This window comes from uncultured Tateyamaria sp. (assembly GCF_947488715.1).
Taxonomy (GTDB): Bacteria; Pseudomonadota; Alphaproteobacteria; order Rhodobacterales; family Rhodobacteraceae; genus Tateyamaria.
In genome coordinates, this window is record NZ_CANLAG010000003.1 from 1 (window position 1) to 13,347 (window position 13,347).

The window sequence follows — 13,347 nt, forward strand, 5'->3', positions numbered from 1 at the left end:
GACAGGTGCCCAAAGGTCTTCCTTTCAGCAATCGCCCTCGCGGCAATCGTTATCTACTGGCTTTGACACTCAATGAGTCCTGGCCCTAGGTGGCTTTGGCGATTGATTGTCGCTGCTACTCGTATTCTTACCTCTGCGAGCCTCTCATCGACGCAAGTGTGAGGTGCGCGTTCAAAACGACGAGGCCTACCAAGTCTCACTAAAATTGACATACCTAACGGGCGACTGGGCAGTTGTAGCTTTGAGAATTTGCGTCCAGCATGGACTTTTGACCAATAGCCCCTTGGCGGTGTTGGGATAGTGAACATGGTCGCTCAGCTTCAGAGGTGGTATAGCGACGCACAGTGTCTCGCCGCGCCCTCACGTCATAGCAATGCCGAGAAAACCCGCGTTTCGCTTGAAAACCCTTTGAACACCGTCGGCGCAATTTCGTCGAACGTCGATCTATCCGCCAGACTGGACCACGTTGTGCGGTCCATCAAAATACTCCGATCGACGTCTTTTGTGTGCGCCTCCAGGCGTGCGGCCAGGTTTACGGTCTTGCCAATGCAGGTGTAGGTCGCGCGCGCCTCTGTGCCGGCATAGCCCGCGACGACCTCGCCGGTTGCAATGCCGAAACCGACACGCAGTTCTGGCTCGTCCATAGCAACACGTTCGGCATTGAGCATGTCGATCATGGCCAACATGTCCTGCGCTGCTGAAACAGCGCTCTGGGCGGGGTGTTCCAAGGGTTGTGGCGCGCCGAACAGGGCCATCAATCCGTCCCCGACCATCAGGTTGACCATACCACCGTGGCTGTTCACGGCTTCGAACATCAGCGTGTAATAGGTGTTGAGCAACTCGATGGTGGCTTCGGGCGCCATGTCCTCGGACATGGCCGTGAAGTCGCGGATATCGCAGAACAGGACTGTCGCATTCACCCGGCGCCCGCCAATCGCAAAGCCGGACGTCTGCAAGTCCTGTGCGACTTCCTCTGTGGCAAAACGTTTCAACAGGCGCTTCTGTTCGTCGTAGAGGCGCTTGCGTTCGAGGCACGCGCCAAGCCGGGCCTTCAAGAGCACCTTGTTCACGGGCTTGGGGATATAGTCATCGGCGCCCAATTCGATGCAGCGTACGATGTTGTCCAGTCCCTCGAGGGAAGAGGTCACAATGACCGGGATGTCCCTGAGCAGAGGATCGGCCTTGAGCGCCTCGAGCACTTCGAACCCGTCCATCTCGGGCATTTCGATGTCCAGCAAGAGCACATCGTATTCCGCCTCCCCAAGCATCTGCAGCGCGATCCGGCCATTTTCAGCGACAGCCGCCTCGTGTCCCAAAAGCTCGACACTGCGCGTCATCAGCAGGCGGTTCACCTTATTGTCGTCAGCGATCAAAAGCTTGCCGCGCGTGTCACTCATCCAGCAAGCCTTCCAACCGGGTTTTTGTCTGCTGAAACAGAGCGCTGAGCGCGTCCGCCGCGTCCGCATCAATCCCGCTTGATAACTCCATCTCGCGCGCCTTTTCGGCCAACGCCGTTGCACCAAAGGTCTGCGCGTTCGACTTCAGGGAATGGCTGGCGCGGCGATAGCTGTCGGTGTCTCCTGCCTGCACCGCCTGCGTAAGCTCGGCGAACATGTTCACGGCGTCGTCCAGAAAGGTTTCGAGCAATTCGGCCGCAAAATCGTCTCCCATTGCGTCCTGCAACTCTTCGAAAACCGATGGGTCGATCAAATCATCATGCGTCATTCAAGTGTCCTGGTGTCGCGGTGTTGTGTTCAACAAAGCCTGGGTGAGCACATCCACCCGAATTGGTTTTGCGATATAGTCGTCCATCCCGGCCTCAAGACACATTTCACGGTCTCCCTGCATGGCATTTGCAGTCATTGCTATGATTTTCGGACGATCCTTGGTGTAAATCCTGTTCAACTGGCGCGCGGCCTCCAGCCCATCCATCTCGGGCATCTGCACATCCATCAGCACAACGTCATAGGTCTGCCTTGCCACGCTCTCCAGTGCTTCGACCCCGTTGCTCGCAAGGTCGGCGCGATACCCCATCTGTTCCAACAACCGGATCGCGAGTTTCTGGTTCACCAGATTGTCTTCGGCCAGCAGAATGCGCAGGGGATGGTTTTGGGCCATCTCCGGGTCCGACACGGGCTTTGCGGGCCGTCTGGCTTTCTTTGTGGTGATCTCTTTGGGGGCAAAGAGGGTGATCAGCGTATCGAACAGATGTGACTGGCGCAGCGGCTTGGTGAGGTGTGCAGCAAACAGGTCGCCCTCTGCCGTTTCTTCCCGAATGCCCAAAGAGCTGAACAAGACCAGAGGCATTACGTTGCCAAGCGTGCGGATCGCCTTTGCCAACGCAATCCCATCCATCTGCGGCATGTGCATATCGAGGACGGCGAGGTCGTACTGCGTCCCATCCTTCAGGACGGCAACGGCGTCTTGCGGGTTCAAGAACCCTTCGGTTACCGCACCCCATTTCCCGGTCTGCAACGACAGAACCTTGAGGTTTGTGGCGTTGTCATCCACGACCATGATCCGTTTGCCAACCAGTTCCGATTGCTCTCCGATCAGACTGCGTGCCTTGGTTTTTGGCAGCGGGGCAGGGCGCATACGCATGGTGAAGTGAAAGACCGATCCCTTGCCTTCGCCGTCGCTGGTGGCCCACATGGTGCCGCCCATCAACTCGGCCAGCCGTTTCGAGATTGCGAGGCCAAGGCCCGTGCCGCCGTATTTGCGCGTGGTCGAACTGTCCGCCTGGCTAAAGGACTGAAACAGCCGTTTCATCCCGGCCTCTGTCAGCCCAATGCCCGTGTCGCGCACGGCAAAGGTCAGCATCTGATCCTCGCCCTCGCCGGGGGTGACGGTTGCGGTCACGACAACTTCGCCCGCCTCCGTGAACTTGACCGCATTGGACAACAGGTTGAGCAAGATTTGCCGCAAGCGTGTCACGTCCGCATTGATCCCCACAGGGACGGCATCATCCATCAGATACGCGATCTCTAACTGCTTTTCCGCAGCTTTCCCGCTCACCAGATCCAAGGCGGATTCGATACACTCGCGCAGATCGAAAGGATGGTTCTCGATGTCCATCTGCCCGGCCTCGATCTTCGAGAAATCGAGGATTTCGTTGATGATCGCAAGAAGGGCATCGCCGCTGTCGCGGATCGTACCGGCATAGTCGTGCTGCTCGGCGTTCAGGTCCGTGTCCATGAGCAACCCGCTCATCCCGATGACCGCATTCATCGGCGTGCGGATTTCGTGGCTCATCGTGGCAAGGAACGCGCTCTTGGCCTCATTGGCCGTCTCAGCCGCCTCGCGGGCCGCCTGCGCTTCGTTGAACAGACGCACGTTCTCGATTGCAATCACCGCCTGATCGCAGAACGACTGCGCCACTGCAATCTCGTCTTCGCTAAAGGCCCGCGCCTCGTCCCGGACAAAGAGCATCACCCCATAACAGGTGTCGCCGCGCAGCAAGGGCATCATCAACGTGGCGCGCACGTGATGGGTTTCATAGGTGCGCTGTTCAAACTCCGACAGTTCGATCTTGTCCCAGTCAGGCAGATGCAGAACCGACCGGCTTTCCAGAACCCGGCTGGGAAAGTTGTTCTCAGGGTCAAACGGAAAGGAATTGTTTGTCTCGTCGATCGTAACCAGCCCGTCTGCCGTGGCGCGCGCCACCACCCTGATGTGATCGCTGTCCATGATCGTGGCACCGACCATCTGGCAATCGACCAGCGCGACACCCGCCTGCACGATTTCCTCGAACACCGGGGTTGTGTCGGTGGGGGACTCGCTGATCACCCGCAGCACATTGGTGCTTGCCGTCTGCCGCGCCAGTGAGTTTTGCGTTTCGTTGAACAGCCGCACACCCTCGACCGCGATCACCGCTTGATCCGCGAATGACTCTGCGACAGCAATCTCTTCCTTGGTAAAGGGGATGTCTTTCTTGCGCACAAACGTCAGCGCGCCGAGCGGCGTTCCCTCTTTCATCATCGGAACGTGTAGGCCAATGTTGAACCCGTGTTTGTCGGCCCGTTCCTTGTCGCGCGGCGACAATCCGTCGGTGCGATGTCTTTCATGCTGTAATGTCTGGCCAAGCAGCATCGCTTGCGCGGGTGCGTTGTCCGCTGCGATCATGGGCGCACGCGCATCCGAAATAGATGCCTCCAGACCTTGCGGCGTCGCAACGGCGGTTTGCCAGACCTCCTTGCCGTCAGTCTGGCCCGCAATCGCCAGATCACAGTCGATCAACCGAATGGCCGCCTGCACGATTTCCTCGAACACCGGGATGGCGCTGTCGGGTGACTGACTGATCACGCGCAGCACATCGGCGCTGGCGGTTTGCCGGGACAGGGCCGTCTGGGTTTCGTTGAACAGCCGGACATTTTCGATGGCGATGACAGCCTGATCACAAAACGAATTTGCCAGGGCGATTTCATCATCCGTGAATGCGCGTGGCGCTTTGCTCTGGTGGAAGATCAACAAACCGACCGTGAAACCATCCCGCAGCAAGGGGAGAAACATGATCGACTTGATCTGGAACCGCTCGAACATCACCAATTCACCCGGCAATGGCGTGATCTGGCTTGTGTCGGGCACATGGATCATCTTGCCGTCTGTCAAAACCCGTGAGGGATAGTTCATCGCGGGCTCGATTTTGGCAGGGGTGGGGTCGAGCCCATCCATCAATGTCCCATCGCGCCACGCCCCAACAAGCGGAGAGAACGTGTCAGTCATCCCATGGCGCAACAAGAACGCAGCCCCATCACAGTCCAACAGCCGAACACCGGCTCGCGCGATCTCTTCAAAAACCGGGGTCGCATCCGTCGGTGACTGGCTCAATACGCGCAAGGCGTCCGCGCTGGCCGTCTGGCGCGACAACGCCGCCTGCGTCTCGTTGAACAAACGCGCATTTTGTATCGCGATCACCGCCTGATCGGCAAAGCTTTCCAGCAGCGCAATGTCATCTTCGCTGAACGGTTTCACCTGCCGCTTGTACAGCGCGATACACCCGATGCCCTGACCCTGATGGAGCAAGGGGATGGCCATAAAGGTCCGCACGCCCTCTTCGTCGACCGCCTGCAACCTGACCGGATCACCCGCCCGGTAGCCGTTTGTATCTTTCAAATCGTCAATCTGGATCGGCCGTCTTTCCAGGATACTGTCGGACACGGTCAAACCCGTTCCCATGGGCCAGCTTGTGACGCCAGGTTCCAGGACATCCAGCTTGTCGCCGTGGTGGGCCACCAGATCAGCAAAGGTGCCATCGTTGTTCAAGATGTTGAGGCTCGCCATGGGCGCATCGCACAGCTCTGCCGCGCGACTGAGAATGGCGTCGAACACCGGGGCCAGGTCAGACTGCGTTTCGCTGATCACACGCAGGATATCTGCACTCGCCGTTTGACGTTTCAGCGCTTCGTTTGTTTCATTGAACAACTGCGCGTTCTGGATCGCGATGCCGGCCTGATCCGCGAACGTCGTGACAAGGTCGATATGTGATTTCTGCGGCGTCTCACCATCCGGCCACCCCAGAACAATGCAGCCCCAGACGCGTTTGCCGACGTGGATCGGAAACCCGACCAGATGGCGATATCCGAACGCACGCGCGGTTTTATGATCGTAATACGTCTCGGCTTGGGTATCTTCAAAATGCTGCAGGGTGCCGCTGGCGAGAACGGCGCCTGTCATGGACCCTTCCGCCGCGGGCGCAGGCCAGTTTTTGGCATATGCGGCCATGTAGTCCTGTTCAAACCCGCAACTGGCTTTGAAATGAACAAGGTCATCCTCGAACTGATACAGCATGCAGCACCGCACATCACACAGCTTGGTCGCGGCCTCGGTGATGCGGTCAAACACGGGTTGCGTGTTTTCGACGGACTGACTGATAACGCTCAGGATTTCTCCGCTGACTTGCTGCTGTTCCAGCGAAACCTGCAAATCCTGAAACTGCCGGACATTCTCAATCGCGATCACAGCTTGGGCGGCAAACGTGCTGACCAGTTCGACGTCCTCGTCCGAAAACGGCAGCACCTCGCGGCGGTACAGCACAATCGCGCCAATCCCGACGCTATCCTTCAACAAGGGCACCACCAGGACAGAGCGCGCGCCCTCGACATCTGCCATTTGCACCCGTCTGGGGTCACGCACTTCGGTGTAAAGTGGGTCGTCGGTTATGTCGTCCTGACGAAACACTTGCCCCCGGACAATCGGACCGATTGCAACCAGATCCGTGCGCGTGATCGGCTCGTCAAATCCCTCCAGATCCGACGCAAACGCCGAGGTCGTGCCAATATGCGCAGGCACGCGCACCCGCGTGCGCTGGGGGTCTGCGATGCTCAGAAACGCAAGCTGCGCCCCACACAGGCGGCTTGCGTTCTCCAGAATGGACTGAAACACGGGGGCGTCATCACTGCGCGACTGGCTGATGACGGACAGCACCTCGGCTGTCGCCTGCTCCTTTTCCAAACGCTGTTGCAGGGCGCGGAATTGTTGCGTGTTCTCGATGGCGATCACGGCATGTTGCGCGAACTGCTCGAGCAGTTGAATGTCGTCATCCGTGAACGGGCGCACCTCCCTGCGACTGAGGCCAATCGCGCCGATGGCCTTGCCCTGCTGCATCAGTGGTACAGCCACACGCGACCGTATCCCTTCGACATCCACCATCTTGACCGCAATCGGGTCACCAGAACGGTAAAAGTCAGTGTCCGCATAATCGTCGATGCGTACAACTTTGCCGGTGCGAATAGCCTTGTTGGCCGACAACGGCCCTTCAATCGGCCACTCCGTGCCGATTTTCATCGCCGTTTGCTTGTGGCCCCAATCGGCGATCAACCGACCATGCGTCCGGTCGGCGGTCGCCAAAATCAATGCGGCCTGATCTGCGGCACAAACCTGTGCGGCTTGCGCCAGCACGGCATCAAACACCCGCCCATCGTCATCACGGCTTTGACTGATGACCCTGAGGATCTCGCTGGTTGCCGCTTCGCGCTGCAATTGCCCCTGCAATCTGCGAAACTGGCGCGCGTTTTCAATCGCGATAACCGCCTGACCGGCAAAGGTTTCGATCAGGGCAATTTCACTGTCCGAAAACGGGTCAATGTCCACGCGAAACAGCGTGATCAACCCAAGGGCCGCACCCTCATGCACCAATGGCACAAAGAGAACGCTGCGAATGCCGTTGTCATCCACCATGGCCCGGACAATGGGACTGTCTGCTTGGTAGAGATCGCTTTGCCCCATATCCTCAAAGGCAAATAGCTTGCATTCAACGATACACCGCGCCGCATAGGACAGACCCGGATCAACCTTCATCTGACCCGTTTCAAACAGTTCGACCACCTGCGGATTGACGCCCGCATATGCCGCCAGTTGCTGCGCTTCGTCATTTGCCTTGGCAAGGATCAGCCCGGCCATTGGCGCATTGCACAGGGTTTGGCTGTGCTTGATGATCGCCTCAAAGATCGGTGTTTCATCGTCGCGCGACGACCCGATCAGCCGCAAAATCTCTGCGGTCGCCGCGAAATGCGCACCCACATCGGATGCCGCACTGTCCGTGCCACGTGAGTTATCTGGATCGCTTTGCGTCACGGATCATCGCCAACACTGAAAAATGACTAGAAGAATACAGCTACGCTAGTGCCAAGTGCATTGCAAAGAAAGCCAAATCCGGCGGCAGGCGGGGCGGACGGCAAGGGTGGTTTTACCCAGGCCTTCCGTCCTATTGCATGGCCAAAGCTGGCCTCCGTTGGTTTGGATCAATCGGGCAGGCCAAGCGCCTTTTTGCGATCCGTTGCCCATTTCATGATCGTCAGATCAAAGGTCAGCGCCATCAGCGACACGCATATCCCCAGGACAAAGTTCTTGCCCAGATCGGTGCCCGCAAGGGTGCGCTGCAATTCCTGACCCAGATCCTGCGTGCCGATAAAGGCCGCGATGATCACCATGAAAAACGCAAACATGATCGCCTGGTTGAACCCCACGGCCATCGTGGGCAGGGCCAGTGGCAATTGCACTTTCACCAATTTCTGCATCCGCGTGGCACCGGCCATGTCTGCGGCTTCGGTCATCTCCGGTGGCACCGTGCGCAACCCTTCGATCGTGTAGCGCGTCAACGGCACCATCGCAAAGATCAGGATCGACATCACAACGGATGTCGCCGTGATGCCAAAGAGCATGATGGCCGGGATCAGGTAGATAAAGCTGGGGAACGTCTGCGCCGTGTCACAGGCCAACAGCACGCGTTGCGACCATTTCTCGGACCGCGCCGCCACGATGCCCAAGGGCACGCCAATCAGCAGCGCCAGAGTGACGGCAGAGATCACTGAATAGAGCGTGATGACCGACCGGTCCCACCATCCCGACAGCGCCACAAGGCCAAAGAAGATCGCCGCATAGATCGCGGGCTTGCGACCGCCCAGTGACAGGGCAAAGGCGACGACCAGCAGGATGAACGCTGGCGTCGGGATAGACAAAAGGAAATCGCGGAACGGGTTCAGGATCCAGACGTTCAGCACATAGCGGATCGCCTGCGTGGTGTTCTGGACCGGATCAAAGGCCAGGAACGCCTTGATCGCCGTGTCGATTTCCTTGCCCTGGCTAAAGTTCTGCTTGCGCCCGATCTCGGCAAAAACCTGCACGAACTGGGCCGCAATGCAGAAAAAGACAAAGACACCAATCCCGGTCAGCAGCACGATGTGCCTGCGCCACCAGGGTGTGTCGCGCTCGAAATGCTCGGGCTGTTTGATCACCCACGCCTTTGACATGCGGTCCAGCGTGACGGCGAGCAGTACAATGGTCACGCCAATCTCAAACGACCGGCCCAGCTTGAAACTGCCCATCATCGCCAGCAACTTGGCCCCAAGGCCGGGCATCCCGATAAAGGCGGTCAGAACCACCATCGCCAGACACAGCATGATGACCTGATTGACGCCCACCAGGATCTCGGTCCGGGCCGAAGGCAGATAGACATGGCGCAGAAGCTGCCATTTGGTGCAGCCGCTCATATTGCCCGCCTCGACCACCTCGGACGGCACCTTTTGCAGGCCCAGCGTCGTCATCAGGATCATGGGCGGGATGGCATAGATCGTCGTTGCCACGGCCCCCGCTGTCGGCCCGACCTTGAAGAAGATCACGGCGGGCAGCAGGTAAGTGAAAAAGGGCAGGGTCTGCAGCACCGACAGGATCGGTTTGATGGCCCGGTTCACCGCCACGTATTTCCACGCAAGGATGCCGAGGCCCAGACCGATAAAGAACGCAAGCGGGGCCGCAACCATCAGCACCGACATGGTCTCCATCGCAATCTTCCACTGACCGATCAGCGCGGTCCAGATGAAGGTGCCAGCCCCCAGCAGCGCCATGCGCCAACCGCCAAGGTAATAGCCGATCACGGCCGCTACACCCGCCACCGCCGTCCAAGGGATCGGGCCCAGATGCGGCCAACGCCGCTTGCCAAACATCAGGTTCGCGGTCACGTCCAGCAACCACTCCAACCCTTCGGTCAGCGTCCGCGTCAACGTCAGCAGCCCCAGATCGTCCTTCACAAAGTTAAAGAACACATCGAGCCACGTGGCAAAGGGCGGGATCAACGCCTCGGGGATGCGGTGCAAAATGTCAGGCAACAACCCGGCATAGCGCAGCAGGGTCATCACAACCGCCACCAGCAACAGGATCGTGGCCCACTTGCCCCGCGTCCATTGCGCCGGGCCAGAGGTGTCGGCCTTCAGATCGCCGGTGATATCGGCCATCAGCTGGCCTCCAGCAGGATTTCCAGCGCCGCAGCACGGTCCATGCCGCCAATCACCTTGCCACTCTTGGCAACCGGGATGATGGCGCGTGTGTCCTGCACCAGCAGGCGGGCGAGGTCCTGAACGGACGCGGTGGCATCCACCGGATCGCCTTCGCCCGGCGTGCCTGCGTGGGCCAGAACGCCCGCGTGAACCACGCGGGCCTTGTCGATCTCTTCGGTGAACTTGCGCACATATTCCGTGGCGGGGTTCAGCACGATCTGGTCAGGTGTGTCGCACTGTTCAACCGCGCCGTCCTTCATGATGGCAATCCGGTCGGCCAGACGCAGCGCCTCGTCAAAGTCATGGGTGATGAACACGATGGTCTTGCCCAACATGCCCTGCAGGCGCAGAAACTCGTCCTGCATCTCGCGCCGGATCAACGGATCAAGCGCGGAAAACGGCTCGTCCAGAAACCAGATGTCCGGCTCAATGGCGAGGCTGCGCGCAATGCCCACACGCTGCTGCTGTCCGCCGGACAATTCGCGCGGGAAATACTCCTCGCGCCCCTCAAGGCCCACCAGCTTGACCACCTCCAGCGCGCGTTCGCGCCGCGTGTGCTTGTCCTGCCCCCGCATCTCCAGCGGAAACGCGACGTTCTCCAAAACGGTACGATGCGGCAGCAGGCCAAAGGACTGGAACACCATGCCCATCTTGCTGCGGCGCAACTCGATCAACTCTTTTTCAGACAGCGACATCAGGTCCTGCCCCTCGACGGTGATCGTACCGCCGGTGATGTCATGCAACCGCGAAAAACAGCGCACCAGCGTCGACTTGCCGGACCCCGACAGCCCCATGATCACCAGCATCTCGCCCCGGTTCACATCAATCGACACGTCCTTGACCCCGGCGATGTACCCATCGGCCCGAATGTCATCGAAACTGTGCCCGGACGGCATGGATTTCAGATATTTCTGCGGATCAGAGCCAAAGATTTTCCAGGCGTTCTTGCAGGAAATCACGATGTCGGCGGTCATGCTGTGCTCTCTCCTCACCGACTGCACTGTCGGTGTTTAAAACGCCCGCCCGGAGTGTAACCCCGGACGGGCGAAAGTCTTCAACAGTTTTGGACGACCTTACGAGGTCCAGCCCTGCCAAATGTCCGGGTTCGCTTCCAGCCACTCGGCGGCAGCCTCTTCGGGCTCCATTTCCTCGACGTCGACCAGACGCGCCATTTCGGCGATCTGCGGGTTGGTGAAGGAAATTTTGGTCAGCACGTCATAGGCGCCGGGCCACTTGTCCTTCATGCCGTCCCATGCCGCCTTTTTTAGGTAGCCGTCAGCGGGGTTGCCGCAGTCATAAAGCGCGTCTTTGTTCGGGCCCACGGCGGGGTCCTTGTCGCAGCCGTCTACCCATGTGGGGAATTCGACGAACTCACCGGGCCACACGGCTTCGGCAAAGTTGGGCGTCCAGTTGAACACGACGACCGGGCGCTTGTCAGCCTCGGCCGCGCCGATTTCAGCCCAAAGAGCAGCCGCAGAACCCGCGTTCACCACGACAAAGTCCATGCCCAGTGCTTCGACACGTTCCTGACCGTGCTTCAGCCAGTCCACGGGACCATCCAGATAGCGGCCCTTGTCCCCGGTTTCAGCCGTCGCAAACAGCGCAGCACAGTCGTTCAACGCTTCCCAGCTTGGCAAGCCGGGGCAGGCGTCCTTGGTCCACATCGGGTACCACCAGTCCTCGCGCGTGACCGCATCGTGGTCGCCCGCATCGTGCAGACCGCCCTTTTCCAGCGCGGCGCGGAAGGACGCGCCAAACGCGCCTTCCCAGACTTCCAGTTCCAGCGTCACATCGCCCATGCGGACCGACTCATAGACGGCCTGGCTGTCGGTGGTGACGAATTCGACATTGTTGCCCATCGATTCAAAGATCTGGCCAACCACGTGGCTCATCACGATCTGCGATGACCAGTTGTGGATCGGGATCACGATGGGGTCGCTGCTGTCTTCGGCCAAAAGCGTCATGGGCGCGAACGCCAAGACGCCTGCCGTCAACGCCGTTGTAAATTTGTTCATTGTAGTCTCCCAGTGGATCGCGACTTTTGCGTCGCTTGATGATGACGAATGGTCTTTTCGCATCCCGGACATCGAATCCGATCCGCGCGCCATTTCTTCACGCCACCACTCTTGCATTTTTTTCCTATCAAGCAAGTTTTTTTCTTTTAGAGATGTGTTTGTGATCGGGCTCACTGTTCAAAAATGAGCCGTGATGTCCGATTTGGACGTCTCCATGTCGCGTCTCAAAGTCGGTTTAGTCCATAAAGTCGCGTAGTTGTGGGGCAGGAGGTCCGATTTCATGCGGTATTCAGGGTTCAAGGTCATAAAAGAAGCACTGACGGGTCACAAAGGCTGGAAACCGGCGTGGCGCGATCCCGAGCCCAAGGCGCATTACGACATTGTCATCATCGGCGGTGGTGGGCACGGGTTGGCCACGGCCCATTATCTGGCCTCCGTCTATGGCCAGCACCGCGTGGCCGTTATCGAAAAAGGCTGGATCGGCGGCGGCAATGTCGGACGCAACACAACGATCATCCGCTCGAACTACCTGCTCGATGGCAACGAGCCGTTCTATGAGTTCTCGCTCAAGCTCTGGGAAGGGTTGGAGCAGGACCTGAACTACAACGCCATGGTGTCGCAGCGCGGCATCATGAACCTGATCCACTCGGATGCGCAGCGCGACGCCTTCATTCGGCGCGGCAATGCCATGATCCTGAACGGGGCAGATGCCGAATACCTCGACCTTGCGCAGATCAAACAGGAATACCCGTTCCTCAACTTCGACGACGCGCGGTTCCCGATCAAGGGCGGGCTGGCCCAACGGCGCGGCGGCACCGTGCGCCACGACGCCGTCGCATGGGGCTACGCGCGCGCAGCGGACAGCCGGGGCGTCGACATCATTCAGAACTGCGAAGTCATCGGATTTCGCATCGAAAACGGCACATGCCTCGGGGTCGAAACGTCCCGTGGCTTCATCGGCGCGGGCCGCGTCGGCTGCGCCGTCGCAGGCAATTCCAGCCGCCTGATGTCCAAGGCCGGCATGCGCCTGCCCATCGAATCCCACGTGTTGCAAGCCTTCGTCTCCGAAGGGCTCAAACCCGTCCTGCCCGGCGTCATCACCTTTGGCGCGGGCCACTTCTATGTCTCGCAATCCGACAAGGGCGGACTGGTCTTTGGCGGCGACATCGACGGCTACAATTCCTACGCCCAACGCGGCAACCTGCCGGTGGTCGAGGACGTCTGCGAAGGCGGCATGGCCATCATGCCGATGATCGGACGCGCGCGGCTCTTGCGCATGTGGGGCGGCATTATGGACATGAGCATGGACGGCTCCCCCATCATCGACCGCACCCATATCGACGGCCTCTATTTCAACGGCGGCTGGTGCTACGGCGGCTTCAAGGCCACACCCGCCTCCGGCTACGCCTTCGCCCACCTCCTGGCCCGCGATGAACCCCACGACACCGCCACCGCCTACCGGTTCGACCGGTTCCGCACCGGCCACATGATCGACGAAAAAGGGATGGGCAATCAGCCCAATCTGCACTGACCCATGCTTCATTGTTCCAAAAATATGCACG

The 13,347-nt window shown here is 59.3% G+C and carries 7 protein-coding genes; 1 reads left to right on the forward strand and 6 read right to left on the reverse strand.

The window, feature by feature from the left end; genetic code table 11:
- Nucleotides 1-365 precede the first annotated feature (365 nt).
- The 6 genes from Q0936_RS07945 to Q0936_RS07970 form a co-directional block, all read right to left on the reverse strand.
- A complete protein-coding gene (locus Q0936_RS07945) occupies nt 366-1,397 on the reverse strand; it encodes an adenylate/guanylate cyclase domain-containing protein (RefSeq protein ID WP_299297097.1) in 1,032 nt (343 codons plus the stop codon).
- Nucleotides 1,390-1,725, reverse strand: coding sequence for an Hpt domain-containing protein (locus Q0936_RS07950; protein WP_299297095.1), 336 nt, complete (start codon nt 1,723-1,725; stop codon nt 1,390-1,392). The genes Q0936_RS07945 and Q0936_RS07950 overlap by 8 nt, the downstream gene beginning before the upstream one ends.
- Nucleotides 1,726-7,572, reverse strand: coding sequence for a GAF domain-containing protein (locus Q0936_RS07955; RefSeq protein ID WP_299297092.1), 5,847 nt, complete (start codon nt 7,570-7,572; stop codon nt 1,726-1,728).
- 167 nt (nt 7,573-7,739) lie between these two features.
- Complete coding sequence (locus Q0936_RS07960) at nt 7,740-9,728, reverse strand: ABC transporter permease subunit (RefSeq protein ID WP_299297089.1); 1,989 nt, start codon at nt 9,726-9,728, stop codon at nt 7,740-7,742.
- On the reverse strand, nt 9,728-10,744 hold the full coding sequence (locus Q0936_RS07965; RefSeq protein WP_299297087.1) for a glycine betaine/L-proline ABC transporter ATP-binding protein: 1,017 nt from the start codon (nt 10,742-10,744) through the stop codon (nt 9,728-9,730). The genes Q0936_RS07960 and Q0936_RS07965 overlap by 1 nt, the downstream gene beginning before the upstream one ends.
- Before the next feature lie 99 nt (nt 10,745-10,843).
- The gene (locus tag Q0936_RS07970) at nt 10,844-11,785 is read right to left on the reverse strand and encodes an ABC transporter substrate-binding protein (protein WP_299297085.1); all 942 of its coding nucleotides are present in this window, start codon (nt 11,783-11,785) and stop codon (nt 10,844-10,846) included.
- A 280-nt stretch (nt 11,786-12,065) separates the two neighbouring features.
- On the opposite strand from Q0936_RS07970, the gene Q0936_RS07975 reads away from it, so the two are divergent.
- Nucleotides 12,066-13,316, forward strand: a complete 1,251-nt coding sequence (locus tag Q0936_RS07975) for a sarcosine oxidase subunit beta family protein (RefSeq protein WP_299297082.1) — start codon at nt 12,066-12,068, stop codon at nt 13,314-13,316.
- Nucleotides 13,317-13,347: the final 31 nt, after the last annotated feature.